This is a genomic window from Marinococcus sp. LNSP9103-4, from assembly GCF_056034345.1.
Map to the genome: position 1 here is coordinate 89,759 of NZ_JBQLIA010000003.1, position 26,999 is coordinate 116,757.

Genomic DNA, 26,999 nt, shown 5'->3' on the forward strand with positions numbered 1-26,999 from the left:
TAAAAGGAGAGGTTCCAGCAATGGCAAAGGTATTTTATAACAACGATGTAAATGAGGCAGCACTCCAGGAGAAAACAGTAGCAATCGTAGGGTATGGCTCACAGGGGCACGCTCACGCACAAAACCTCCGGGAAAGCGGCGTTCACGTTATCATTGGGCTCCGTCAAGGAAAGTCGTGGGACAAGGCGTCGGAAGATGGATTTGAAGTATATTCGGTAAAAGAAGCGTCAGCGAAAGCAGACGTTATCATGATCCTGCTTCCGGATGAGTATCAGCCGACGATTTACACAGAAGAAATCAAGCCGGAGCTTAAAGCTGGAAAAGCGATCGCGTTTGCGCATGGTTTCAATATTCATTTCAGCCAGATCCAGCCGCCGGAAGATGTGGACGTGTTCATGGTAGCGCCGAAAGGGCCGGGACATATCGTGCGCCGGACATTTGAACAGGGAGCCGGAGTGCCTGCTCTGTATGCTGTGTACCAGGACGCAAGTGGAAACGCCACAGACTCTGCGCTTGCTTATGCAAAACAAATCGGTGCGGGACGTGCCGGAATTTTGGAAACATCGTTCCAGGAAGAAACAGAAACTGACCTTTTCGGAGAGCAGGCTGTTCTTTGCGGCGGAACGTCCGCGCTTGTTAAAGCCGGATTCGAAACGCTTGTTGAAGCCGGGTATCAGCCGGAAATTGCCTACTTTGAGTGTCTGCACGAGCTGAAACTGATCGTTGATTTAATGTATGAAGGCGGCCTTGAAGGCATGCGCTATTCCATTTCAGATACCGCTCAGTGGGGAGATTTTCAGGCTGGTCCACGCATCGTAACAGAAGATACTAAACAGGCGATGAAAGGCATCCTGACTGATATTCAAACTGGCCGTTTTGCCAAAGGATGGATCGCGGAAAATCAGGCGAACCGCCCAGAGTTCAACGCTACCAACGCCCGTGAAAGAAATCACCTCGTTGAGCAGGTAGGCCGCGAACTCCGCGAAATGATGCCGTTTGTTAACCCAAATTCCAAGGGAGTGTAATGCTGTGAAAAACATTAACGTTTTCGATACGACGCTTCGAGATGGAGAGCAGACGCCGGGCGTCAACCTGAACTTTGAAGAAAAGCTTCAAATTGCGAAACAGCTCGAACGTCTGGGTGTTGATATTATTGAAGCGGGATTTCCAGCCGCTTCTAAAGGCGATCTTCGTTCTGTGAAGGAAATTGCGGATACTGTCAAAAACAGTTCAGTAACCGGGTTGTCCCGGGCGCTGACTTCTGATATCGATGCCTGCTGGGAAGCGTTAAAAGGAGGAGCAGAGCCAAGAATCCACGTATTTTTGGCCACCTCCCCCATCCACCGTGAGCATAAGCTTCATATGACCCAGGCAGAGGTGATTGAGACAGCGGTTAACGCAGTACGCTATGCAAAAGAGCGTTTTGCCAAAGTCCAGTTTTCTGCAGAGGATGCCTGCCGGACTGAGCTTCCGTTCCTGGCAGAAGTTGTCGAAGCAGTCATTGATGCCGGAGCAGACGTAGTAAATCTGCCGGACACGGTCGGATTTATTATGCCGGAGGAGATTCGCAGCATGTTCCGCTATATTAAAAGCGAAGTGCCGAACGCAGATAAAGCTGTACTGTCTGCGCACTGTCATGACGATCTCGGCATGGCTACTGCTAATTCGCTGGCTGCTGTAGAAGGCGGCGCCGAACAGGTGGAATGCACGATTAATGCGGTCGGGGAACGTGCAGGCAATGCTTCGTTGGAAGAAATTGCTGTAGCTCTTCATATCCGGAATGATTTTTACGGTAAATCCACCAATATTACACTGAACGAAATTAAACGGACAAGCAGCCTTGTCAGTTCACTGATGGGGATGCAGGTTCCAAACAATAAAGCCGTTGTAGGCGACAACGCATTTGCCCATGAATCAGGGATTCATCAGGATGGCGTGCTGAAAGAAACATCCACGTATGAAATTATTACGCCTGAGCTCGTCGGTGTAGAAGCGAACCGGATGGTGCTCGGCAAACTTTCTGGACGTCACGCCTTTAAAGAAAAGATTATTTCACTCGGCTACAATGCAACCGAAGAAGAGATCAACAAAGTATTTAAATCATTCAAAGAGCTTGCAGATAAGAAAAAAGAAATTACAAATGAAGATATTTTTGCTTTGATGGCCGATGAAAAAGCCGGCGATGCAATGAAATATTATTCTCTTGAGACACTGCAGGTGACGTACGGCACCTCAAATATACCGACAGCCACAGTTACGGTGCTGGATCAGGCAGGAGAGCGTATCGAACACGCAGGTACTGGCTCGGGCAGCGTGGAGGCCCTTTACAACACGCTTGAAAAAATTGTAGGGGAAGGCTTTACGCTCCAGGATTACCGTATCCAGTCCACGACCGGCGGCCGGGACGCTTTGGCAGAAGTATTTGTACGGCTGGCATTTGAAGAAACGGAATCCAGTGGACGCGGCACAGATAACGACGTACTTGAAGCTTCCGCAAAAGCGTATATTAACGCTGTGAACCGGGTGTTAAACCAGCGTCGTGCAGAAAATCAGCCTAAAGTAGCAAATATATCCACGCCATAAAATAATTACTGAAGCAGCGGACAAGGGAGAGATCGAAATGGAAAAAAAGATTGCGATCCTGCCCGGTGACGGTATCGGACGGGAAGTAGTAGAGGCAGCAGCACAGGTGCTGAAGCAGATTGAAACATCGTTTAACCATTCATTCACATTTGAATATGCAGATATTGGCGGAGGAGCAGTGGATGATTACGATGATCCACTCCCTGCCCACACGCTCGATATTTGTAAAAGAAGCGATGCCATTCTGCTCGGTGCAGTTGGTGGCCCGGCGTGGGACCACCTTCCGGGAGAAAAACGTCCGGAAAAAGGACTGCTCCGTATCCGGAAAGAGTTAGGACTGTTTGCCAATCTGCGCCCGGTCCGCAGTTTCAAAAGTTTGCTGCACAGTTCACCCCTGCGTGAAGAAGTGGTCGACGGAGTCGATGTAATGATTGTCCGGGAATTGACCGGAGGACTTTATTTCGGGGAGCCGAGAGAACGCCGGACTATCGACGGCGAAGAAGCAGCGGTGGACACATTGGTTTATAAAAAATCAGAAATCCGGAGAATTGTTCAGCAGGCCTTTGAAATTGCCCGTTTACGCACGCAAAAAGTAATATCAGTCGACAAAGCAAACGTTCTTGAATCAAGCCGCCTTTGGCGGGAAACGGCTGAAGAAACAGCTAAAGACTATCCGGATGTGGAGCTTGAGCATATGCTAGTGGATAACGCGGCCATGCAGATTATGTATGATCCGAAAAAGCTGGACGTCATCGTCACGGAAAACATGTTCGGGGATATTTTAAGCGACGAAGCGTCGATGCTGACAGGTTCACTCGGCATGCTTCCGTCTGCGAGCATGGGCAGTGAAAAGCCCGCTTTATATGAGCCGGTCCATGGCTCGGCTCCTGACATCGCCGGACAGGGAACAGCGAATCCTCTGGCTACGATTGCTTCGAGTGCAATGATGCTGAAGTATTCCTTTGGACTTCAGCGGGAATCGGATGTAGTGGAGGAAGCTATTGAACAGGTCCTCTTAGAAGGTCTGCTTCCGGCAGACTTAAGCAGAGGTAAAACATCTGCTGCCTCAACGGAAGAAGTCACAAAAGCCGTGTGCAGTCATATTGCACGGCTGGCAGGAAAATAATAAAAGGAGGAAGTTCCATGAAGCCGAGAACAATCATCGATAAAATTTGGAACGAACATGCTGTTCGTGCCGAAGCGGGCAAACCGAATTTAATGTATGTTGATCTTCATATGGTCCACGAAGTCACGTCCCCGCAGGCATTTGAAGGCCTTCGGCTGAGCGGGCGTCCGGTGAGGCGTCCGGACCTGACCTTTGCGACTATGGACCATAACGTACCGACGCTGAACCGGGAGTCTATTACGGATGCCATTTCAAAAAAACAGATCGATACGCTGTTTGACAACTGTAAGGAATTTGGGGTGGAGCTTGCTGACATTCACAGCCCGAACAATGGCATCGTCCACATTATCGGTCCAGAGCTCGGACTGACCCAGCCAGGGAAAACGATCGTGTGCGGCGACAGCCATACGTCGACCCACGGAGCTTTTGGAGCCCTTGCCTTTGGTATCGGCACAAGTGAAGTGGAGCATGTGCTTGCCACTCAGACACTTTGGCAGTCTCCTCCTAAAACGATGGAGGTCCACGTGGACGGGAGACTGGGCACCGGGGTCACAGCGAAGGACATTATTTTGTCGATCATCGCTAAATTCGGTGTTGATTTTGGCAGCGGTTATGTTTTGGAATATACCGGTGAGGCAATTCGCGGTCTGACGATGGAAGAGCGGATGACGATCTGTAACATGTCCATCGAAGCCGGGGCTCGTGCTGGCCTGATCAGCCCGGATCAGGTGACGTTCGATTACTTGAAGGGCCGCCGGTTCGTGCCGGAAGGTGCAGAATTTGAGGAGAAAGTGGAGCAGTGGCGTCAGCTTGCTACAGATGAAGGAGCTGAATACGACGAGCGCGTAGTGATCCCTGCAGATGAAATTGAACCGATGGTGACCTGGGGAACCAACCCGTCCCAGGGTGTAGGTATTCACGGTACGGTTCCTTACCCGGAAGATGGAAAAAGTGCCACGGAGAAAAAAGTGATCAAAACATCGCTTGACTACATGGCTTTGGAGCCGGGGACGAAAATTACAGATATTCATGTGCAGCATGTGTTTCTTGGTTCCTGTACCAACGCACGTATCGGAGATCTTCGTGAGGCTGCTAAAATTATCCGCGGTAACAAAGTAGCCGACGGTATCCGCGCGATGGTAGTGCCCGGATCCCAGCAGGTGAAAATGCAGGCAGAGGAAGAAGGACTCGATCAGGTATTTAAGGAAGCTGGATTTGAGTGGAGAGACTCCGGGTGCAGCATGTGCCTTGGTATGAACCCTGATTTTGTGCCGGAGGGAGAGCGCTGTGCCTCCACGTCCAACAGAAATTTTGAAGGCAGACAGGGAAAAGGTGCAAGAACCCACCTGGTCAGTCCGGCTATGGCAGCAGGGGCTGCTATTTATGGACACTTTGTGGATGTACGAAAATTAGATCAAACGATTTCTTCATAAGGAGGTGGCAGCATGGAAGCACTCACAGTGCACGAAGGAAACACGGCAGTACTTGAACGGGCAAACGTGGACACGGACCAGATTATTCCGAAGCAGTTTCTGAAACGCGTAGAACGTACCGGGTTCGGCCAGTTTTTATTTTTCGACTGGCGCTTCAAGTCAGATGGAGAAGAAGACCCTTCGTTTGAGCTGAACTACCCGTCAGCAGCCAATGCCTCAATTTTGATTGCCGATCATAATTTTGGCTCGGGCTCTTCGAGGGAACACGCCCCGTGGGCTCTGCAGGACTATGGGTTTCGCGTTATTATTGCTCCCAGTTATTCAGATATTTTTTACAATAACTGCGTCAAAAACGGGATACTGCCGGTAAGGCTGCCCGAAGATCAGGTTTATGAACTGATGCAGAATGGGAATGATAAAGAATACCACTTGACAGTAGATTTACAGGATCAGCAAATCTTTGATAAGGATGCCGATTTTCAGGCAACATTTGAGATAGATCCCTATTGGAAGGAAATGCTGTTAAACGGATGGGATGAAATTAGTATTACGCTTCAATATGAAGAAGATATTGAAGCTTATGAAAAACGGGTCAAAGTTTAACGGGGGAAGGCGGCCCACAGCGGCCGTCTTCATTTTTACATTAAGCTCTAATGAACGCGGTTATTCATACATACATATACTATTTGGTCTGCCCATACAAAAGGTTTACGATCTACTGGATAGCGGATTTGCAAAGAAGGAGGCTTCAGATGGATAAAAGGCTGAATCAGAAGGTTGTTTCTTTCCCCGGAACAGCCGGGCAATTGGTTAAGCAGGGACTCGAACAGCTGAAGTCCGGGGAAAAAGAGCAGGCTGTACATGTTTTTCGCCAGGCACTGCTTCATGAGAGTGATAACCCGGACGCCTCCTACGGTCTTCTTTTAGCTTATGCGGAAGCAGGACAGCTGCAGGAAGCAGCGGGGTGGGCAGAAGAACTGCTTAAAGACAACACCAGTGACTTCATCGAAATTCTGCACGTATACGTACCGGTGTTAGCCCAGCTTGGCAGGTACGACCAGGTAATTGAAACGCTGGATGAAGTGCAGAATACAAAAGAAGTGCCTGCCCATCTGAGAGAACAGTTCCAGGAATTATATGCCCTGGCCGACGGCATGACTCAGATGGAAGCAGAAACGGAAGAATATGATACAACGCCTGAGGTACACTCCTCGCTTCCGGTGGAATGGGAAATGGTGCTTCAAATGGGGACGGAGGACCAGAAGCTTCATGTGTTAAATGTACTTCGAAAAGAAGGGCCGGAAAAATGGATGCCTGCAATAAGAGAACTGTTGGGCCGTCCGGAGACATCGCCATTAATGAAAAGCTTCCTTCTTCTGCTTCTGAAGGACTGGCGGGTCGAAGACGCCGTCTGGGTACAGAAGCTGGGCAGGAAAGGGGAGTTCGCTCCGTCAACGCTTCCGGCTTTAGAAGAAAGCAGCTCATATAAAGAGTCCTCGTTTCTGCTCGACCGTTCACTCGGGGACAAGGATCCAGTACTTCTGCAGCACGCGAAAGAGCTGCTGCAGCAGCTGCTATTGTATTACTATCCCTTTCCTCCTTCGGTTCAGATTGAAGTGCTTGCAGCAGTGCTGCATTATGAGACGTTCCGGCAGTTTGAGCCGCTCCCGGACGAACAGACTATCAGGAGTTTTTACGGAGTAGCTGAACCAAGCTTTAAATCGATGCAGCAGGAATACGAAAGAATCCAGGGGTTCATTCAGGAAATCTGAAAAGCCCCTATTTGAAAGTGATGTTTAATCCCTTGTGGGAGTAAGTTTAGCGGAAAATGAATCATTCATTGAAATGGTTTAGTGTTATGTTATAATAGGGTAGTTGTTTACACGGTAGAACCTAGTTATTTGGAGGGAATTTGAATGAATGCCAGTTGGGAAAAGAAAGAAGGAAACCAGGGAGTCTTAACCGTAGACGTAGAATCGGAACGGTTTGACAAAGCTCTGGATCAAGCATTTGATAAAGTGAAAAACGATGTATCTATTCCAGGATTTCGTAAAGGGAAAGTACCACGGAAGCTTTTCGAAAGCCGTTTTGGAGTAGAGTCTCTATACCAGGATGCCCTCGACATCCTGCTTCCGGATGTTTATGCCGAAGCAGTTGATGAAGCGGGTATTGAGCCAGTGGACCGCCCGGAAATCGATGTGGAAGAAGTGGAAAAAGGCAAAGACCTGAAATTCACTGCTACAGTAACTGTAAAGCCGGAAGTAGAACTCGGCGAAATTAAAGGGCTGGAAGTAGAAGAGTTCGATACTTCTGTATCAGAAGAAGAAGTAAACCAGGAGCTTGAAAATCTTCAAAGCAAATACGCAGATCTTGCCGTAGTGGAAGAGGGCGAAGTGCAGGACGGAGATACCGCTGTACTCGACTTCGAAGGTTTTGTCGACGGTGAAGCCTTTGAAGGCGGCAGTGCGGAAAACCATTCGCTTGAAATCGGCTCTAATTCCTTCATTCCAGGATTTGAAGAGCAGGTTGTAGGGATGCAGCCGGGCACAGAAAAAGATATTACAGTTACTTTCCCGGAAGAGTACCATGCTGAAAATCTTGCCGGGCAGGAAGCTGTCTTTCATGTTAAACTTCACGAAATCAAGCGTAAAGAGCTTCCAGAGCTCGACGATGAATTTGCGAAAGACGTAGAAGAGCATGAAGCAGAAACGCTCGACGAGCTTAAACAGGCAGTACGCCATCAGCTCGAACACGACCGTGAGCATGAAAAAGAACATCACGAGCGCGATGCTGTAGTTGAAGCAGCAGCAGAGAAAGCTTCTGCAGAAATTCCACAGGCAATGATCAATACAGAATCTGACCGCATGCTTCAGGAATTCAGCCAGCGCCTCCAGTCCCAGGGAATGACTCTTGAAATGTACCAGCAGGTTACTGGTACGGACGAAGAAGGAATGAAAGAGCAGTTCCAGCCGGAAGCTGAAAAGCGCGTACGGATGAATCTGACTCTTGAAGCTGTAGCTGAGCAGGAAAACCTCGAAGCAAGTGAAGAAGATGTGGAAAACGAACTTCAAAAAATGGCTGATATGTATCAGCGCGATAAAGAAGAAATTCGCAGCCTTATCGAAATGCAGGGCGGCGTGGATATGCTGAAGCAGGATCTTCGTCTGCAGCGTGCTATCGATTATCTGGTTGAGCACAGCAAAACTGTACCGAAGAAAGAAGAACCGGAAGCTGAAGAAGCAGAAAACGAATAAAGCAGAAATGCTGCAAAAATCCTGAGGGTGAAGTATGCCTTCAGGATTTTTCCGCCTGAAACGGTCAAAAATCAGCATGTTCCGGCCGCTCTGACTAAAGGGTATTGTTTCGATTTCCATAGGAAAGTATGATACAATTCAACTCAAGCGCAATAATTGTGTTATTTAAAAACTTCCTATATAGTAAACGAAGAATTAATAATTGTGTTTAGACAGAGCAGAGAATATGCCGCGTTGAGAAAAGTCATCGAAGGGCTTAATCATACGGATTGATTGTATACATGACACTGCTTTAATTGTTTCATATTTAGGTGAGGGGTGAACCAGTTGATTAAATTCAATGAAGAAAAAGGACAATTGAAATGTTCCTTCTGTGGAAAAACTCAGGATCAGGTTCGTAAACTGGTCGCCGGGCCCGGTGTATACATTTGTGACGAATGTATCGAACTGTGCACGGAGATCGTGGAAGAAGAATTAGGTTCAGAAGAAGAAGTGGAATTCGAAGAAATTCCGAAGCCGTACGAAATCAATGAAACACTCGATGATTATGTCATCGGCCAGGAAAGAGCAAAAAAATCGCTCTCTGTAGCTGTCTATAACCACTACAAACGTGTGAATTCCACAAAGAAAACCGACGACGTGGAACTGGCTAAAAGTAATATAGCACTCTTAGGCCCGACCGGGAGCGGAAAAACGCTATTAGCGCAGACGCTGGCCCGTATTTTGAACGTTCCGTTTGCGATCGCAGACGCAACTTCCTTAACAGAAGCAGGGTATGTGGGTGAAGATGTGGAAAACATTCTGCTGAAGCTGATCCAGGCAGCTGATTATGATACAGAAAAAGCAGAAAAAGGGATTATTTACATCGATGAAATCGATAAAGTAGCCCGTAAGTCGGAAAACCCTTCCATCACCCGTGACGTATCCGGGGAAGGGGTTCAGCAGGCGCTTCTGAAAATTCTGGAAGGCACCACAGCCAGTGTTCCTCCGCAGGGAGGCAGAAAGCATCCTCATCAGGAATTTATCCAGATCGATACGAGCAATGTGCTCTTCATCTGCGGTGGTGCGTTTGATGGCATCGAACAGATTGTAAAAGAACGCCTTGGCCGTAAAATTATCGGTTTTGGAGCAGAGTCTGAAAATGCTGAAATGGGCCACGATGAATACATGAGCCGTATTCTTCCGGAAGACCTGCTGCGCTATGGTCTTATTCCTGAATTTATCGGCCGGATCCCTGTTATTTCCAGCCTGTCGCAATTAGACGAGGAAGCATTGATTGAGATCCTGACCCAGCCGAAAAACGCGCTCGTCAAGCAGTATCAGAAACTGCTCGAAATGGATGAAGTTGAGCTTGAATTCACCGAAGACGCGCTGCGTGCGATTTCGCGGAAAGCAATTGAACGGAAGACCGGAGCACGTGGTCTGCGTTCCATCATCGAAGGAATTATGCTTGATGTAATGTATGATCTGCCTTCTAAAGAAGAAATTGTTTCCTGCACTATTACAGCAGAAAGCGTAGATAGTGATGGGTCGCCTCTTCTGAAAACAAAAGATGGCAAAGAAGTAACGTTAAAACAGTACAAACCAAAAGAAAGTGCATAAACGGTTTTTCGCCTGAATGAAAAGGGACCTTATACAGAAACCCCCGCATCCGTATGGTGCGGGGGTTCTGATTATTTATACATAGCATTTATAGACGACTTCCTGTCAATGAGTAATGTTTCATAGACAGTAATTTTATAAATAGGATAAAATAAATAGTATACCTTTAGTACGTAACAACCGCATCACTGCACAGCAAACGAACATAATTTGACAATAGAGGTGTTAGCGAATGCCAAATACAACAACGATCTCCATACCGATGCTGCCACTTCGCGGGCTGCTGGTGTTCCCGTCGATGGTGCTCCATTTGGATGTGGGTAGGGATAAATCGGTGGAAGCCCTTGAGCAGGCGAATGCGAAAGACAGCCGGATTCTGCTTGTAACACAGAAAGATTTATCAGTAGATAATCCGGGCGAAGCTGATGTGTACCATGTCGGTACGGTGGCAAAAATTAAGCAGATGCTTAAGCTTCCAAACGGAACCATCCGTGTACTTGTGGAGGGTCTGGAGCGCGCAGAGATAAAAGAATTTATCGATAAGGACGCTTTTTTTGAAGTGGAAATGGAAGTACTGCCTACGGAAGAGAACGCAGATTCGGCTGAGGAACAGGCGTTAATGAGAAAGGCGCTGGAAGCTTTTGAACAGTATGCGACTGCTTCTAAGCGCATTTCCAGTGAAACGATCCAATCGGTGCAGGACATTGCAGGGGCCGACCGGCTCGCTGATATGATCAGCTCTCATCTGCCGTTGAAGGTGGCAGAGAAGCAGGAGCTGCTCGAACAATTCACCGCCTCGGAGCGTCTGCGTAAAATTATCGATATTCTGCAGAAAGAACAGGAAGTATTAGGTCTTGAAAATCAAATTGGGCAGCGCGTGAAAAAATCAATGGAAAAAACGCAGCGTGAATACTACCTGCGCGAACAAATGCGGGCGATCCAAAAAGAACTCGGAGAGACGGACGGAAAAGAAAGTGAAGTCGATGAACTCAGAGAAAAAATTCAGCAGGCAAAAATGCCCGAACAGGTTCAGGAAAAAGCTGAGCGGGAGCTCCGCCGCTATGAAAAGATGCCAGGGGCTTCTGCAGAGACTTCCGTTATCCGAACATATATCGAATGGCTTGTGGATATACCGTGGTATGAGGAAACAGAAGACCAGCTCGATATTAAGCGTGCCCAGCGGGTTCTCGATGAAGATCATTACGGACTCGAAAAAGTGAAGGACCGGGTGCTTGAGCATTTAGCCGTGCAGCAGCTGACAGAATCAGTGAAAGGCCCGATTCTATGTCTGACAGGGCCGCCGGGTGTTGGGAAGACCTCCCTGGCACGTTCCATTGCTCGTTCGCTCGACCGTAATTTCACCAGAATGAGTCTTGGAGGCATCCGGGATGAAGCAGAAATTCGCGGGCATCGCAAAACCTATGTCGGTGCTATGCCCGGACGTATTATTCAGGGAATGAAAAAAGCCGGGACCATCAATCCGGTATTTCTGCTTGATGAAATCGACAAAATGGCCAGTGATTTCCGGGGAGACCCGTCTTCAGCAATGCTTGAGGTGCTTGACCCGGAACAAAATAATACATTTGAAGATCATTATGTGGAAGAGCCTTATGATCTTTCCAAAACGATGTTTATTACCACGGCAAACAATATGAACACGATCCCTGAGCCGCTGCTCGACCGGATGGAGGTCATCCGCATTGCCGGTTACACCGAAATTGAAAAAGAAGGCATTGCCAAAAATCATCTTGTGGAAAAGCAGATTAAAGAAAATGGCTTAACCAAAGGAAGCATCCAGTTCCGCCAGGGAGCTCTTTTGAAACTCATACGCGAGTATACAAGAGAAGCAGGAGTCCGTGGACTCGAGAGAGAAATTGCAGCGGTGTGCCGGAAAGCAGCAAAGCTGATTGTGATGGGAGAAAACAAAAAAGTAGTAGTAACGCCGGCGAAAATCGAAGAACTGCTTGGGCGTCCGCGGTACCGCTACGGACGTGCAGAAGAGGTAGACCAGGTGGGAGCGGCTACCGGTCTTGCCTATACAGCTGCCGGTGGAACGACTTTATCTATTGAAGTGTCTCTCGCAAAAGGAAACGGACAGCTGCAGTTAACCGGAAAACTCGGCGACGTCATGAAGGAATCCGCGCAGGCAGCATTCAGTTATATTCGTTCCAAAGCGGATGAGTGGGGCGTCGATCCGGACTTTCAGGAAAAATGGGATATTCATATTCACGTTCCGGAAGGGGCCACTCCCAAAGACGGACCTTCTGCCGGTATTACGATTGCAACAGCCCTGGTGTCCGCATTGTCCGGCCGGAAAGTGAAAAAGGAAGTAGGGATGACCGGCGAAATTACTCTGCGCGGCAGAGTGCTTCCGATCGGCGGACTGAAGGAAAAATCAATGAGCGCCCACCGGGCTGGACTGACGACGATTCTAATCCCCGCCGATAATGAAAAAGATTTAGAAGATATACCGGAGAGCATCAAAAAAGATATTACATTTATCACGGTGAAGCATCTCGATGAAGTGTTAAAAGAAGCATTGGAGGAGAAAAATGAAAGTTCATAAATCGGAGCTGGTTATAAGCGCGGTCAGCCCTAAGCAATACCCTGAAGGAGGACTTCCGGAAATAGCTCTGGCCGGAAGGTCCAACGTTGGGAAGTCTTCGTTTATTAATTCCCTGTTAGCGAGAAAAAATCTGGCCCGGACCTCTTCAAAGCCCGGCAAAACACGTACGCTCAACTTTTATAATATCGAAGACCGCTTTTTGTTTGTAGACGTTCCCGGCTACGGATATGCGAAAGTATCAAAAAGCGAACGGGCAGCCTGGGGCGAAATGATGGAGGAGTATCTCAAAAGCAGAGAGGTGCTGAAAGCTGCTTTTATGATTATCGATTTTCGCCACGAGCCGACAAAAGATGATATAGCCATGTACGATTATTTGAAATTTCATGAGCTGCCGGTAGTTATTATTGCAACAAAAGCGGACAAAATTACGAAAAATAAACGTCCGCGCCATTTAAAGCGTGTTAAAGAAACACTTAAGCTGAAGCCGGAGGACCAGACGGTCGTGTTTTCTGCAGAAACCGCCCAGGGTAAAGATGAAGCGTGGCGGGCCATTGAGCAGTTTATTTGAAAATGATATGTGGAAGATATACATTGGAACGGTGAGTAAAAGAAAGATACAGAAGAAAAACTGTCAGCCGTTGTTCACAAATTAATGCCAAAAGACAAATAGTTGTGTGATACAATGGGTTGTGTGAAGAGTGGAACGTATAAATAGAGTTGAACATTTGGTGGTTGCATTAAACATGGTACTGATGACGCAGGGGGTGAAGATACGAACATGCATATTATTGTCGCTGGATTAGACTATAAAACAACTCCAGTTGAAACGAGAGAGCGATTGGCTTTTCAGGAGGATACACTTCCTCAGGCACTGCAGGAGCTTCGTGACATGAAAAGCATCCTGGAATGCGTCATCGTATCTACTTGTAACCGGACAGAGGTGTATGCAGTCGTCGACCAGCTGCATACAGGAAGACATTTTGTGAAAAAATTTCTGGGCCGCTGGTTCGAAATGCCACAGGAAGACTTTGGCCCATTTTTAAATATACGCGAAAATGATGCAGCGGTGCAGCATTTGTTTCAGGTTGCAAGCGGTCTTGATTCCATGGTGATTGGTGAAACACAAATACTGGGCCAGGTGAAAAATGCCCTTGCTACAGCGCATGAGAATGAAACGACCGGCACGATATTTAATGAACTGTTTAAACGTGCAGTCACGTATTCCAAACGGGCCCATCACGAAACAGAAATTAACGACAATCCTGTATCAGTCAGCTATGCAGCTGTTGAGCTTGGTAAAAAAGTCGTCGGCTCGTTCAAAAACAAGCGGGTGCTTGTTTTGGGTGCCGGAAAAATGAGCGAATTGACAGCTAAGCATCTGCACTCCGGCGGTGCTGCCGAAGTGACAGTGTTTAACCGCACGTATGAAAAAGCAGAACAGATTGCCACGCAGTTTAACGGCGAAGCAAAACCAATGGAGGAGCTGACTGATGCGCTTTGGCAGGCAGATGTTTTAATTTCTTCCACGGGTTCGGATTCATATGTGCTGAGTAAGGAGCAGGTGGCTTCTGCCAGCAAAAAAAGAAAAGGCAAACCGCTGTTTATGGTTGATATTGCGGTTCCAAGAGATTTGGACCCAGCATTGAATCAGCTCGATAACGTTTTTTTGTATGACATTGATGATCTGCAGGATATTGTGAATTCCAATATGGAAGAACGCAAAAAAGCTGCAGCACTGATGGAGAGAATGATCCATGCTGAAGTCTCGGATTTCAAGGACTGGGTGCATACTCTTGGAGTGGTACCGGTGATTTCAGCTCTTCGGACAAAAGCTCTGGCTATTCAGGCAGATACCATGGATAGTGTGGAACGGAAGCTTCCGGAGCTGACCGAACGGGAAAAGAAAGTGCTGCGTAAGCACACAAAAAGCATTATCAATCAAATGATCAAGGATCCGATAACGAAAGCTAAAGAAATGGCTGATAACAACGATGCAGAAGAAATGCTGCAGCTGTTTACCGAAATCTTTGCTCTTGAAGAGGAAGTAGAAGAAGCAAGAGCAGCAGAGGAGCGCCAAATACGCAAGGAAGAGGCGGAAGAGGAATGGAATGCCTCCAGAGAATCACGCGGGTTCCGCCCTCCATATGCTTACGCGACAGATGTCGCTGTTCGTTCCTAAGAGAGGGGCGTCAGGATGGTTGCAGCCGAGGGAATTATTTATATCGTAACGATTGTACTATACGGCCTGAGCGTCCTTTGCTACTTCGTTGATTTTTCTCAAACCAACCGGAAGGTGAACCGACTCGCCTTCTGGTTGCTTTCTATTGTCTGGACTTCGCAGACGGCCTTTTTAGTACTTAGAATATTTATGTATGATCGTGCACCAGTAATCACGCCTTTTGAAGGCATGTATTTCTATGCGTGGTCGCTTGTGACCATTTCACTTATCGTGAACTGGTTTTTTCGAATGGATGTACTGGTTTTCTTTTTAAATGTGATCGGATTTCTGCTGATGACGTTCAGCTCTTTTTCGTTTAACGGCGATATTCCAAATGAGCTTGAAACGCTGCTCTTGTCTGAGACACTCGTGGTGCATATTATTTTTATTCTGCTTTCTTATGCTTCATTTACCCTGGCATTTGTATTCTCCGCAATGTATGTGCTGCAGCATCAGCTTTTAAAAAGGAAGCAGTGGGGGAAACGGTTAATCAGAATGGAAAACCTGCCGAAAATGGAAAAGCTGGCGGGAACGACCACGGTGATTGGAGTCCCTCTTTTATTCGCGGGGCTGGTGTTTGGTTTTCTCTGGGCAGGGAAATGGTACGACTCTCTCCCCTGGCAGGACGCAAAAGTTATCGGTTCGATCATTCTGCTTGGCTTTTACAGTACGTATATATATTTACTGGCCGTTCATCACTGGCGCGGGTACCGGATGGCGCTTTTAAACGTTGCCTGTTTTTTTGTTTTACTCATTAACTATTTTATTTCCAGTGATTTGAGTCAGTTTCATATATGGTACTTATAATAACTATGGATGCTTAGAAAGGAATGGCTAAACGCATGCGCACAATTACCCTGGGCACTAGAAAAAGTAATCTGGCATTAAAACAAACGGAGTGGGTGCAGCAGGAGCTTGAAAAGCTGGACCTTCCTTATCGTTTTGAAGTGAAAAAAATCTCTACAAAAGGTGACCGTGTTCTGGACCGGACGCTATCTAAAGTTGGCGGAAAGGGCCTGTTTGTAAAGGAAATTGAGCAGGCGCTTGCAGATGGCGAGATCGATATAGCCGTACACAGCATGAAGGATCTCCCGGGAGAGATGGCGGAAGGCTTTGAGGTCGGCGCCGTCACAAACCGGGTGGACCCGCGGGATGCCTATATTGCAAACGATCATGTGAAGTTTCATAATCTGCCGCTTGGAGCAGTAGTTGGTACGAGCAGTCTGCGACGCACATCCCAAATTAAAGCAGAGCGCCCGGATTTAAACGTCCAGTGGATTCGGGGCAATATTGAAACCCGGCTCCGGAAGCTGCGTGAGGAAAGCTTTGATGCTATTATTCTAGCCGCCGCCGGCCTGGAGCGCATGGGCTGGAGCGATGAGATTGTCACGGAATTTCTCGAGCCCAATATGTGTGTGCCGGCCGTAGGGCAGGGCGCACTTGGTATTGAATGCCGCAGCGGGGACGAAGATATATTAAAGATCATTCAACACCTTCATGATGAACCGGTAGCGGTATGTGTTGCTGCAGAGCGGGCCTTCCTGAAAGCCGTAGAGGGAGGATGTGCGGTGCCGATTGGTGGATACGCCACGCTTAATAAGCAGGGTAATGTACAATTAACCGCCATGATTGGATCCACGGATGGACGCAAAATACTAAAAGAAAAGCTCACGGGTGACAATCCGGAAGAAATGGGCAGAAAAGCCGCAAACGCCCTGCTTGGACGGGGCGGCAAAGAAATTCTGGAACAGGCCCGGGAAGAGATGGGGGAAGAATAGTGACAGCAACAGTACTGGTGACAAGAGGAGCCGGCCAGAATGCAAGTCTGGTGCAGGGTCTTCAGTCTGCAGGCTGTTGTGTCAAAGCGGTTCCGGTTATTACGACCGTACCGGTACGGGGCAGGGAAAAGACGATAGCAGAGCGGTGGCAGAGCGGAGATATAGACTGGATGCTGGTAACCAGTGTGAATACCGTCTATTATCTGGCGGAGTGGCAAAAGCGGTATGGTCTGGGTATCCCTCCAGGCTTAAAAACAGCTGCTGTGGGGCCCAAGACCAAGCAAGCGCTGGAACAGGAAGGCTTTCATGTAGAGCTGATGCCGGAAAAATATAAAGCCGTTTCGTTAGCTGAATCAGCCGCACGAGTGATCGGCCGCGGGGAGAATGTGCTTCTTCCCCAAAGCGCCCAGGCAGCTGATACCTTGTACCGCTCACTTACGGCCCGGGGCATCAGCGTATGGGTATGGCATTTGTATACGACGGTACCGGAAGAAAAAAATGGGGCTCTTCTGCAGACGGTCTTAAAGACCCGGGAAGTGGACGTACTGACGGCTGCGAGCCCTTCCTCTGTAGATGCACTGTATCGGCTTGCAGGAGATTACCGGCAGGCGCTTTTGACTATTCCCGTAGTGGCAATCGGCCCATCGACCGGACGCGCTGCCCGCGAGAGCGGGTTCAAGTATGTGTACGAAGCAGAAATTCATTCTGTTGAAGGAATGATAGAAAAAACCAAGGAAATTACTTAGGAGGCTTCACATTGGCTGATTTACATTTCCGCCGGCACCGCAGGTTGCGGACAACGCCAGGTATAAGAGCAATGGTAAGGGAAAATGAATTAAGACCCAACGATTTGATTTATCCTATTTTTGTCGTCGAAGGGGAAAATGTGCGTAAAGAAGTGCCGTCCATGCCGGGGGTCTATCACGTTTCCCTGGATTATTTGGATACGGAAATGGACGAATTGGAAGCCCTCGGTATTCCGAGCGTCATCGTGTTTGGCGTGCCTCATGAGGAAGAAAAAGATGCAGAAGGAACCCCGGCGTTTCTAAGAGACGGAATTGTCCAGCGGGCGATCCGGCAGATTAAAGAAAATCATCCGGCATTAACGGTGATTGCGGATACCTGTCTGTGCCAGTATACAGACCACGGGCACTGCGGGGTAATTCATAACGGCTACGTGGATAACGATGAATCACTGAGAAACCTAACAGAAACCGCGGTCTCCCAGGCGGAAGCCGGAGCAGACATTATTGCGCCGTCGAACATGATGGATGGCTTTACAGCGGCTATCCGGGAAGGACTTGATAGAGCAGGGCACGTCACGGTGCCGCTTATGTCCTACACGGTTAAATATGCCAGCGCTTTTTACGGCCCTTTCCGTGACGCGGCTCACAGCACTCCTTCGTTTGGGGACCGGAAAACGTATCAGATGGATCCTCCGAACCGGCTTGAAGCGTTAAAAGAAGCGGAAACTGATGTCGAAGAGGGAGCCGATTTTCTCATTGTGAAGCCGGCCCTTGCTTATCTCGATATCGTAAGAGAAGTGAAGGAGCGCACCGGTTATCCAGTGGTGGCTTATAACGTTTCCGGGGAATATGCGATGATTAAAGCCGCCGCCCAGAACGGGTGGGTGAACGAAAAGGATATTGTCATGGAAAAGCTCACAAGCATGAAGCGTGCTGGAGCTGATCTGATTGTGACGTATTTCGCCAAGGACGCTGTCCGCTATATGCAGGAAGACAATAAATAATAGAAACAAGCTCTGGAAGGTATTCAGTCCAGGGCTTGTTTTCGTTATACTAAGTACGGGAATAGCAAAAAAGATAACTTTTAAGTATCCAGGAGGTATGACATGAAATCGTATCATAATTCAATACATGCACATGAACGCGCAAAAAAAGTAATGCCGGGCGGAGTCAGCAGCCCCGTGCGGACATATGAATCTGTCGGCCATCCGGCCGTTTATATGGACGAAGGCAAAGGATCCCGCATTAAAGATATCGACGGCAATGAATACATTGATTACGTGATGTCCTGGGGGCCGCTTCTTCTCGGCCACGCAAATGAGCACGTTGTGGACAGTTTAAAAATTGTGGCTGAAAAAGGCACGAGCTTTGGCGCTTCGCACGTAACAGAAGCGGGGCTTGCAGAGCTTGTCGTGGACCGTGTACCTTCCATTGAGGTCGTCCGGATGGTGAATTCCGGTACGGAAGCGACAATGAGTGCGCTTCGTCTGGCCCGAGGATTTACGGGCAGGGACAAAATCGTGAAAATGGAAGGCTGCTATCACGGCCACGGAGACTCTCTACTCATTCGTGCCGGCTCGGGAGTGGCGACTCTTGGTCTGCCGGACAGTCCAGGTGTTCCCGGCTCGATCGCCCAGAACACGCTTACCGTTCCGTACAACGATCTCGACAGTCTGCAGAAGGCATTTGATGAATACGGTGATGAAATCGCCGGTGTCATCCTCGAGCCTGTTACCGGGAATATGGGTGTTGTCACCCCGGGTGAAGGATTTCTCGAAGGCGTTCGTGATATAACGGAGCAGTACGGCAGTCTACTGATTTTTGATGAAGTTATGAGCGGCTTCCGGGTGGACTATAACAGTGCCCAGGGCCACTACGGTGTGACTCCCGACCTCACATGTCTTGGAAAGGTCATCGGCGGTGGGCTTCCAGTAGGCGCCTACGGAGGCCGTGCCGATATCATGCAGCATATTGCCCCGGACGGGCCTATCTATCAGGCAGGCACTCTTTCCGGCAATCCACTGGCGATGACAGCCGGACTTGAAACACTCAGGCAGGTGGATGAAAGCAGCTATGAAACGTTCCGTGCCCGGGCAGCCCAGCTTGAAGAAGGACTGAACCGCGCAGCCTCCAAGCATGGAATCCCTCATCAGATCAACCGTGCTGGAGCGATGATCGGCCTGTTCTTTACCGATGAACCTGTAGTGGATTTTGCTTCTGCGAAGAAATCTGATCTGGGAATGTTCGCGCGTTATTTCCGCGGAATGATGGCAGAAGGCATTTCACTTCCGCCTTCGCAGTTCGAAGGATTGTTTTTATCAACAGAACACAGTGAAGAGGATATCGATAAGACCATTGAGGCGGCTGACCGTGTCTTTGCAAGCCTTGCTGCGAATAAAGAACACGGGGAAGATAGTTGACGCATGCGTCCTGGTTTCGTAAAATAAAGACACTAAATCAATATTAATAATAAATGCAGAAACAGGGAGGAGTACGCACGCAGGTTCGTTGTACAGAAAAAAGGATCCTGGGCTGAGAGATTCTTTAACGACCCGTGCGGAAAGTCGCCCTCGAGCTTCTTTTCTGAACGAATACAGTAAGAAAAGACGGTAACCGCCGTTATGGGAAAGTGCCTGCGCTGCCGCAGGTATTAAGGTGGTACCGCGAAAACTCTTCGTCCTTACTCGGGATGAAGAGTTTTTTTATGAGAAGAAAGGGGATTTATATGGGAAAACAAGAAACAGAAATGGCGAAAAAGTACGATCCGAAAGAAACAGAGAACCGCTGGTACGACTTCTGGAAAGAAACAGGACAGTTTGAAGCAGGACAGACAGACGGTACGCCGTATACCATTGTTATCCCGCCGCCGAATGTGACCGGCCGGCTTCACCTGGGGCATGCCTGGGACACGACGCTTCAGGATATTTTAATCCGCATGAAACGCATGCAGGGCTATGACACCTTATGGCTGCCAGGCATGGACCATGCCGGCATTGCCACCCAGTCCAAGGTCGAGGCTCAGCTGAAGGAAGAAGGCACGAGCCGCTACGAGCTTGGACGGGAAGCATTCCTGGAAAAAACGTGGGGATGGAAAGAGGAATATGCAGATTTCATCCGCAGCCAGTGGGCCAAGCTCGGGCTTTCACTCGATTATTCGAGGGAGCGTTTCACGCTTGATGAAGGCCTGTCGGAAGCGGTACGTGAAGTCTTTGTTTCGTTGTACGAAAGAGAGCTTATCTACCGGGGCGAATACATTATCAACTGGGATCCAGAAACACAGACGGCGCTTTCAGATATCGAGGTGGAATACAAAGAAGTGCAGGGTCACTTTTACCATATGCGCTACCCGGTTAAAGGTGAAAATACCTCGATCGAAGTAGCAACGACCCGTCCGGAAACGATGCTCGGGGACACGGCAGTCGCGGTACATCCGGAGGACGATCGCTATAAGCATCTCATCGGGAAAACGGCTGTACTGCCGATCATCGGAAGAGAAATTCCGATCATCGCAGACGACTATGTGGACATGGATTTTGGTTCGGGGGCAGTGAAAATCACGCCAGCGCATGATCCAAATGACTTTGAAATGGGCAATCGTCATGATCTTTTGCGTGTACTTGTGATGAATGAAGACGGCAGCATGAATGAGAATGCTGGCATCTACGAGGGCATGGACCGCTTTGACTGCCGCCGGCAGCTGACGAAGGATCTGCAGACCGAGGATATTCTGTTTGAGATCGAAGAGCACATGCACTCTGTTGGTCATTCTGAACGGAGCGGTGCAGTGGTTGAGCCATATCTTTCCACACAGTGGTTTGTAAACATGGGGCCGCTTGCGGAACAGGCAGTAGAACTTCAGCAGAAGGAAGAAAAAGTAACCTTTGTGCCGGAACGCTTTGAAAAGACGTATCTGCAGTGGATGGAAAACATCCGGGACTGGTGTATTTCCCGCCAGCTCTGGTGGGGACACCGCATTCCCGCCTGGTACCATAAAGAAACAGGCGAAATTTATGTCGGACGCACGGCACCGGAAAATCCGGATGAATGGAAACAGGATGAGGACGTGCTTGATACGTGGTTCAGCTCGGCTTTATGGCCATTTTCCACGATGGGATGGCCGGAAGAAAGCTCGGACTATGCGCGCTACTACCCGACCAGTGCTCTTGTGACCGGCTACGACATCATTTTCTTCTGGGTGTCGCGAATGATTTTTCAGGGGCTGGAGTTTACCGGTGAACGCCCGTTTGAGGACGTGCTTATTCACGGGCTGGTACGTGACAGTGAGGGACGGAAAATGAGTAAATCCCTCGGCAACGGAGTAGATCCGATGGATGTTATCGATCAGTACGGGGCGGATGCTCTGCGCTTTCTGCTCGCAACGGGTACAACCCCGGGTAACGATATTCGTTTCCAGTGGGAAAAAGTAGAGGCCAACTGGAATTTTGGCAATAAAATATGGAACGCCGCCCGTTTTACGTTGATGAATGTGGAAGGTGTAACGGCGGAAGACATCGAGCTCGAAGGCACAAAAACGATTGCGGACCGTTGGATTTTACACCGTCTGCAGGAAACAAAGCAGAACGCCACCGAGCTGATGGAGAAATACGAGTTTGGGGAAGCCGGAAGGACGCTCTATAACTTTATTTGGGATGACCTCTGTGACTGGTACATTGAAATGGCCAAGCTTCCGCTGTACGGCGAAGACGAACAGCCAAAACGCATGGCTCAGTCTGTGCTTGTTCATGTGTTTGACCAGACGATGCGCATGCTTCATCCGATGATGCCGTTTATCACGGAGGAAATCTGGCAGCATCTTCCTCACGAAGGAACGTCGATTATGAGTGCTTCCTGGCCGGTAGCGGATTCGCAGCTGTTTGACGAGGAAGCGGTACGTGATATGGAATTAATTCAGGAGGTTATTCGTTCGGTCCGGAATACGCGGGCGGAAATGAACGTTCCGCCGTCCAAAGCAGTACCGATGAGCCTGAAGCCGTCCAACAGCCAGGCCTCGGAACGACTCGAACGTGGTCGTGACTATATTGTACGGTTTGGAAACCCGGAAACGCTGACTATCGATGCAGCGCTGGAAGCTCCGGAAAAATCCATCTCCCACGTATTGAGCGGCGCGGAAATCTTTCTGCCGCTTGAAGGTTTGATTAATGTAGATGAAGAAATAGAGCGGCTGCAGCGGGAAAAAGACAAGCTCGATAAAGAAGTGGAGCGGGTCACGAAAAAGCTGAACAACGAAGGATTTGTCAGCAAAGCTCCCGCGCACGTCGTCGAGGAAGAAAAAGAAAAGCAGAAGGATTACGAACAAAAAAGAGAAAAAGTAACAGCCAGAATGGAAGAACTGCAAAAAAGCTAAGCAGCAGACGCCCCCGGACTGGGGGCGTGCAGCATGGCTGTTTAAAGGGAGGTCTACTTTGCACACATACAAGGAAGCAGAAGCATGGGTGCACTCACTCGAAACGTTCGGCATCCGCCCGGGGCTTGACCGTATGAATATGATGCTTGAAGCCGTCGGTAACCCGGAACGCCGGCTGAAAGGCATTCATATCGGCGGAACGAATGGAAAAGGATCCACCGCAGCATTTACGAGAAATATTATGACAGAAGCAGGCATTGTCTGCGGGTCGTTCACATCACCGTATATCCATCATTTTCGTGAGCGTATTGCGACAGATGGAGAACCGATCAGCGAAGAGGATTTTCTGGAGCTGGCTGTCGTTCTTCGTCCGGTAGTGGAAAGCATTGCCCGAACGCCATTTGGATCACCGACGGAGTTTGAAGTGATTACCGTCATTGCGGCAATGTATTTTGCCAGAAAAACGTTTCCGGACGTAGTCGTATGGGAGGTTGGACTTGGCGGTCGCCTGGACGCCACAAACGCCATCCACCCGATGGTGAGCGTTATCACAAATATTGGGCACGACCATCAGGGAATACTTGGAGATACGCTCGAAGAAGTAGCCCGGGAAAAAGCCGGCATTATTAAAGGCGGAGTGCCTGTAGTGACGTGTGAGCAGAATGAAGAGCTTGCCGGCATTTTTGAGGAAGCTGCCGATTACCAGCGTTCGAAATTTTATCAGCTTGGCCGTCAGTTTCACGTTCGCCGCCTCGAACCGTTAGAGTCAGGAACCCGGTTTTCCTTTTACTCCCTTCTCGGAGATATGGAAGACCTCGAAGTCTCCATGCTCGGGGAGCACCAGGTGGAGAATGCGGCAGCAGCAGTAATTACAACGCGTTACCTGAAAATGTATTACGCGCTGCCCGCAGAGGATGAGCACATTCGTGCCGGCCTGAAAAAAGCTGCCTGGCCGGGGAGACTTGAAAAAGCGCCTGGCGAAGAGCATGTTCTTTTCGATGGTGCTCATAATGAAGAAGGAATGAAAAGTCTTAAAGAAGCGTTGGCTAAGCATTATCCAAACAGCCGGTTTCATTTTATTGTCGGAATGAAAACGGACAAATTACAAGCGCCGGTGCTTGATCAGCTGGGCGGCCTGGAGATAGAATCCATCACGGCAGTTCCGTTTGATTTTCCGCAGGCAGCAGCACCGGAGGATATTGCGGAAGCGAATACAGCAGATGTTCAAAAAGCATCAAGCTGGCAGGAAGCATGGGAAAAAGCAAATACAGCCCGGGACCAGGAGGACGTAATTGTGTTTGCCGGCTCCCTGTATTTCATCTCCCAGCTTACGCAGGAGTGGAGTCAATAAGAAAGCGAAGGCAGAAGCATGCGGCTTCTGCTTTTTATTATATTTTTGAGCTAATTAAAGGGAAACCATGCTATAATAAGAAAAAAATGGAAGAGGTGTTGTGATGAACGTATTGCTCGCTGTATATTTTACAGCGGCAGGGATGGTAGTGAGTTCTTTCTGTAACGCCGCAGGCATGCGCCTGGCTGTCGGCGGATCCGTGTGGTCGCCCCCATCGCGCTGCCCGGTATGTATCCAGCCGATTAAAAAAAGAGATTTAGTCCCCTGCTGTTCGTATTTGTATCTGGGCGGTAAATGCCGCTTCTGCAAAAACCGTATTTCCGCAATTTATCCTCTTATGGAAGGCGCCGGCGGCGTCTTGTTTTTCCTCGCTTATGTCCGCTTCGGACTAACTGCAGAATTCGCTGCAGCTTTACTTCTTATTTCCTACCTTTTTATTATTACCATCAGTGATATTACAGCTATGATCATTCCGGACCGGGTATCGTTTTTGTTTTTTCTTGGAGCGGTGCTGTTAAAATTTTTCTGGCTGGAGGAGCCTGCCTGGAGCGGGAGCTTCATAGGTGCATTCACCGGCTTATTTCTTTTATCAGTCATTATCCTGGCTACGAGGGGAGGAATGGGTGGAGGTGACCTGAAAATATTTACTGTTCTCGGGTTTTTCTTTGGCCCTTACCTTCTTGCTGTTAATTTTATAGCTGCTGTGTTCATCGCTTCTATCGTTATTTTTCTTCTATATCCATTGAGCATTTTCAAAAAAGGAACGCCATTCCCGTTTGCGCCTGCCATTGCAGCCGGAAGTTTATTTACTTTATTTGCCGGAGAAGCATGCCTGAAATGGTACCTGGCTTTTTTATAACCCCCGTTTTAACCCCCCCACATATAAAGGAGACGATCAATGATGAAAACGACTGCAATCCCCGATGGGACAGAACTGTTCAGACCCCGCGAGAAAATGGAACAAAAAGGAGCAGAGGCACTGACGGAACAGGAACTGCTGGCTGTGCTCCTGCGCACAGGTACAAAGCAGGCACCGGTTCTGGAACTGGCTGCCGAGGTAATGGAGCGTTTCGATGCTCTGCCGTTACTGAAAGAAGCCACCAGGGAGGAACTGATGGAAATTCCGGGGATTGGAAAAGCAAAAGCCCTGGAGCTGCAGGCAGCACTGGAATTGGGAAAACGTATCTTTCGCTATTCATATCCCGACAGGTACGTTGTGCGTTCACCTGAAGACGCAGCGGAATATATGATGGAAGACTTGAGGTTTTTACAGCAGGAGCATTTTGTCGTACTGTGCCTGAATACTAAAAATCAAATTATCCATAAGCAGACATTATTTATCGGCAGCCTGAATTCAAGTATCGTCCACCCGAGAGAGCTGTTCAAAGAAGCGCTGCGGCGATCGGCAGCGTCAATTATCTGCCTTCATAATCACCCCTCCGGCGATCCGGCACCAAGCAGTGAGGATATTCAGGTGACTAAACGGGTGGCAGAATGCGGAAGGCTGCTCGGCATCGAACTGCTCGATCATGTAATTGTCGGCGATCAGTGCTTCAAGAGTATGAAAGAACAGGGGTTTATGTAAAACTGGAAGTTGTGAAAATAAGCCTATCCTAAAAAAACAGGTGCATTGACCCTATGTTTTTCAAATATTTTTCAGTATAATAAAAAATAGTGCATGCAGGAGCGGCTGTGCTTTAATGCATAATAACGGGAGAGCGTCAGAAGAACGGAAACCCCGAAGATGAGATCATTCATCCAGGGACCGCTGGACGTGCCCGCTACATATGGAAATACAGGACGTGCCGGAAAAGGCATAATCCAACATAATAAATCGTTAGATGACCTAATGAACAATACCTGCTGAAAAGAATGACCGTGTATTTTGCAAGACGAGAGGAGATATACATAGATGTTTGGAACGAGAGACCTGGGGATCGATTTAGGTACGGCAAATACGCTCGTTTACGCCAAAGGAGAAGGAGTCATTCTTCGTGAGCCCTCGGTAGTGGCTATGCGGACAGATACGGGGAATATTGAAGCTGTAGGCTGCAGTGCGAAAAATATGATTGGGCGCACGCCGGGAAACATTACGGCAATACGCCCAATGAAAGACGGCGTCATTGCTGATTTTGATACAACGGCAACCATGATGGAGTATTTTATTGGGCAGTCGGTAAAAAAACGTTCAATATTCTCCAGAAAGCCCAACGTAATGGTATGTGTGCCGTCAGGTATTACGGCAGTTGAAAAGAGAGCCGTGGAGGATGCCACCAAACAGGCAGGGGCAAGAGAGGCTTACACGATCGAAGAACCGTTTGCAGCAGCGATTGGAGCCGATCTGCCTGTGTGGGAGCCTACAGGAAGCATGGTCGTTGATATCGGGGGTGGAACGACAGAGGTGGCTATTATTTCCCTTGGGGGAATTGTCACGAGTCAATCGATCCGCATTGCCGGAGATGAAATGGATGAAGCGATCATCCATTATATCCGAAAAACGTACAACGTCATGGTGGGAGAGCGTACCGCGGAAGCCATTAAGCTTGAAGTTGGTGCTGCTGCACCTCCCGCAGAAAATGAAGACAATGATACAATGGAAATCCGCGGAAGAGATGTAGTGACCGGACTTCCAAAAACAGTTACAATTACCTCTGAAGAGATCGCAGGATGTCTGAAAGACACGGTTTCGACTATAATTGATACGGTGAAGAGTACACTTGAACAGACGCCGCCGGAATTAGCAGCGGATATTATGGACCGTGGTATCCTGTTAACAGGAGGAGGGGCTCTTCTGCAGCACATTGACCGGGTTCTCAGCGAAGAAACGAACATGCCGGTGTTAGTATCGGAGGAGCCGCTGGATTGTGTGGCACTTGGTACAGGACGCGCTTTGGAAAATATTCATTTGTTCCGCTCGAAAGCAGGAATTACATCCCGCTCAGGACGGAATGCTTAATCTATCTTTAGAGTAGGTGGG

The 26,999-nt window shown here is 48.6% G+C and carries 21 protein-coding genes and 1 other annotated feature; all 21 genes read left to right on the forward strand.

From position 1 onward, the window contains the following. The first annotated feature begins 20 nt into the window (after positions 1–20). The 21 genes from ilvC (at position 21) to ACTRXG_RS03260 (ending at position 26,978) form a co-directional block, all read left to right on the forward strand. Entirely contained in the window at positions 21–1,025 is a 1,005-nt protein-coding gene (gene ilvC, locus ACTRXG_RS03160; RefSeq protein ID WP_474261936.1) for a ketol-acid reductoisomerase, read from the forward strand. A 4-nt stretch (positions 1,026–1,029) separates the two neighbouring features. After that, a complete protein-coding gene (locus tag ACTRXG_RS03165) occupies positions 1,030–2,583 on the forward strand; it encodes a 2-isopropylmalate synthase (protein WP_322526505.1) in 1,554 nt (517 codons plus the stop codon). Between the two features lie 37 nt (positions 2,584–2,620). Continuing rightward, complete coding sequence (gene leuB / locus ACTRXG_RS03170) at positions 2,621–3,709, forward strand: 3-isopropylmalate dehydrogenase (RefSeq protein WP_474284015.1); 1,089 nt, start codon at positions 2,621–2,623, stop codon at positions 3,707–3,709. A 17-nt stretch (positions 3,710–3,726) separates the two neighbouring features. After that, the gene (leuC, locus tag ACTRXG_RS03175) at positions 3,727–5,142 is read left to right on the forward strand and encodes a 3-isopropylmalate dehydratase large subunit (protein ID WP_474261939.1); all 1,416 of its coding nucleotides are present in this window, start codon (positions 3,727–3,729) and stop codon (positions 5,140–5,142) included. Between the two features lie 12 nt (positions 5,143–5,154). Continuing rightward, complete coding sequence (gene leuD, locus ACTRXG_RS03180; RefSeq protein WP_462865561.1) at positions 5,155–5,745, forward strand: 3-isopropylmalate dehydratase small subunit; 591 nt, start codon at positions 5,155–5,157, stop codon at positions 5,743–5,745. 149 nt (positions 5,746–5,894) lie between these two features. Next, a complete protein-coding gene (locus ACTRXG_RS03185; protein ID WP_474284016.1) occupies positions 5,895–6,914 on the forward strand; it encodes a tetratricopeptide repeat protein in 1,020 nt (339 codons plus the stop codon). A gap of 144 nt (positions 6,915–7,058) precedes the next feature. Further along, positions 7,059–8,396, forward strand: coding sequence for a trigger factor (gene tig / locus ACTRXG_RS03190; protein ID WP_474284017.1), 1,338 nt, complete (start codon positions 7,059–7,061; stop codon positions 8,394–8,396). Positions 8,397–8,723: 327 nt separating this feature from the next. Further along, positions 8,724–9,998, forward strand: coding sequence for an ATP-dependent protease ATP-binding subunit ClpX (clpX, locus tag ACTRXG_RS03195; RefSeq protein ID WP_022793156.1), 1,275 nt, complete (start codon positions 8,724–8,726; stop codon positions 9,996–9,998). Between the two features lie 232 nt (positions 9,999–10,230). Then, on the forward strand, positions 10,231–12,564 hold the full coding sequence (gene lon, locus ACTRXG_RS03200) for an endopeptidase La (RefSeq protein WP_474261942.1): 2,334 nt from the start codon (positions 10,231–10,233) through the stop codon (positions 12,562–12,564). Continuing rightward, positions 12,551–13,132, forward strand: coding sequence for a ribosome biogenesis GTP-binding protein YihA/YsxC (gene yihA / locus ACTRXG_RS03205; RefSeq protein WP_322526498.1), 582 nt, complete (start codon positions 12,551–12,553; stop codon positions 13,130–13,132). Before lon ends, yihA begins: the two co-directional genes overlap by 14 nt. A gap of 210 nt (positions 13,133–13,342) precedes the next feature. Then, positions 13,343–14,743: a glutamyl-tRNA reductase gene (gene hemA, locus ACTRXG_RS03210; RefSeq protein ID WP_474284018.1), complete on the forward strand. Its 1,401-nt coding sequence runs from the start codon at positions 13,343–13,345 to the stop codon at positions 14,741–14,743. Between the two features lie 15 nt (positions 14,744–14,758). Beyond that, the gene (locus tag ACTRXG_RS03215; protein ID WP_474261945.1) at positions 14,759–15,589 is read left to right on the forward strand and encodes a cytochrome C assembly family protein; all 831 of its coding nucleotides are present in this window, start codon (positions 14,759–14,761) and stop codon (positions 15,587–15,589) included. 35 nt (positions 15,590–15,624) lie between these two features. Beyond that, entirely contained in the window at positions 15,625–16,560 is a 936-nt protein-coding gene (gene hemC, locus ACTRXG_RS03220) for a hydroxymethylbilane synthase (RefSeq protein ID WP_474262073.1), read from the forward strand. Beyond that, positions 16,560–17,306: a uroporphyrinogen-III synthase gene (locus ACTRXG_RS03225; protein ID WP_474284019.1), complete on the forward strand. Its 747-nt coding sequence runs from the start codon at positions 16,560–16,562 to the stop codon at positions 17,304–17,306. The genes hemC and ACTRXG_RS03225 overlap by 1 nt, the downstream gene beginning before the upstream one ends. 11 nt (positions 17,307–17,317) lie before the next feature. After that, a complete protein-coding gene (gene hemB, locus ACTRXG_RS03230) occupies positions 17,318–18,310 on the forward strand; it encodes a porphobilinogen synthase (RefSeq protein WP_474261949.1) in 993 nt (330 codons plus the stop codon). Between the two features lie 102 nt (positions 18,311–18,412). Next, positions 18,413–19,726 (forward strand): glutamate-1-semialdehyde 2,1-aminomutase, encoded by a 1,314-nt coding sequence (gene hemL, locus ACTRXG_RS03235; RefSeq protein WP_474284020.1) that lies wholly within the window; start codon positions 18,413–18,415, stop codon positions 19,724–19,726. Between the two features lie 49 nt (positions 19,727–19,775). Next, positions 19,776–19,991: a binding site (T-box leader), on the forward strand. Between the two features lie 40 nt (positions 19,992–20,031). Next, positions 20,032–22,671 (forward strand): valine--tRNA ligase, encoded by a 2,640-nt coding sequence (locus ACTRXG_RS03240; protein WP_474284021.1) that lies wholly within the window; start codon positions 20,032–20,034, stop codon positions 22,669–22,671. 58 nt (positions 22,672–22,729) lie between these two features. Next, the gene (locus ACTRXG_RS03245; protein WP_474284022.1) at positions 22,730–24,022 is read left to right on the forward strand and encodes a bifunctional folylpolyglutamate synthase/dihydrofolate synthase; all 1,293 of its coding nucleotides are present in this window, start codon (positions 22,730–22,732) and stop codon (positions 24,020–24,022) included. Between the two features lie 103 nt (positions 24,023–24,125). After that, a complete protein-coding gene (locus ACTRXG_RS03250; RefSeq protein WP_474284023.1) occupies positions 24,126–24,881 on the forward strand; it encodes a prepilin peptidase in 756 nt (251 codons plus the stop codon). A 42-nt stretch (positions 24,882–24,923) separates the two neighbouring features. Then, entirely contained in the window at positions 24,924–25,607 is a 684-nt protein-coding gene (gene radC / locus ACTRXG_RS03255) for a RadC family protein (protein WP_474261959.1), read from the forward strand. Positions 25,608–25,934: 327 nt separating this feature from the next. After that, a complete protein-coding gene (locus tag ACTRXG_RS03260; protein ID WP_474284024.1) occupies positions 25,935–26,978 on the forward strand; it encodes a rod shape-determining protein in 1,044 nt (347 codons plus the stop codon). Positions 26,979–26,999: the final 21 nt, after the last annotated feature.

Coding starts and splice junctions, on each gene's coding strand:
- radC (WP_474261959.1), top strand. CDS start 24,924: ATGAAAACGACTGCAATCCCCGATGGGACAGAACTGTTCAGACCCCGC.
- ACTRXG_RS03185 (WP_474284016.1), top strand. CDS start 5,895: ATGGATAAAAGGCTGAATCAGAAGGTTGTTTCTTTCCCCGGAACAGCC.
- hemL (WP_474284020.1), top strand. CDS start 18,413: ATGAAATCGTATCATAATTCAATACATGCACATGAACGCGCAAAAAAA.
- hemC (WP_474262073.1), top strand. CDS start 15,625: ATGCGCACAATTACCCTGGGCACTAGAAAAAGTAATCTGGCATTAAAA.
- ACTRXG_RS03260 (WP_474284024.1), top strand. CDS start 25,935: ATGTTTGGAACGAGAGACCTGGGGATCGATTTAGGTACGGCAAATACG.
- tig (WP_474284017.1), top strand. CDS start 7,059: ATGAATGCCAGTTGGGAAAAGAAAGAAGGAAACCAGGGAGTCTTAACC.
- leuC (WP_474261939.1), top strand. CDS start 3,727: ATGAAGCCGAGAACAATCATCGATAAAATTTGGAACGAACATGCTGTT.
- yihA (WP_322526498.1), top strand. CDS start 12,551: ATGAAAGTTCATAAATCGGAGCTGGTTATAAGCGCGGTCAGCCCTAAG.
- ACTRXG_RS03215 (WP_474261945.1), top strand. CDS start 14,759: ATGGTTGCAGCCGAGGGAATTATTTATATCGTAACGATTGTACTATAC.
- hemA (WP_474284018.1), top strand. CDS start 13,343: ATGCATATTATTGTCGCTGGATTAGACTATAAAACAACTCCAGTTGAA.
- ilvC (WP_474261936.1), top strand. CDS start 21: ATGGCAAAGGTATTTTATAACAACGATGTAAATGAGGCAGCACTCCAG.
- leuD (WP_462865561.1), top strand. CDS start 5,155: ATGGAAGCACTCACAGTGCACGAAGGAAACACGGCAGTACTTGAACGG.
- leuB (WP_474284015.1), top strand. CDS start 2,621: ATGGAAAAAAAGATTGCGATCCTGCCCGGTGACGGTATCGGACGGGAA.
- lon (WP_474261942.1), top strand. CDS start 10,231: ATGCCAAATACAACAACGATCTCCATACCGATGCTGCCACTTCGCGGG.
- ACTRXG_RS03250 (WP_474284023.1), top strand. CDS start 24,126: ATGAACGTATTGCTCGCTGTATATTTTACAGCGGCAGGGATGGTAGTG.
- ACTRXG_RS03240 (WP_474284021.1), top strand. CDS start 20,032: ATGGGAAAACAAGAAACAGAAATGGCGAAAAAGTACGATCCGAAAGAA.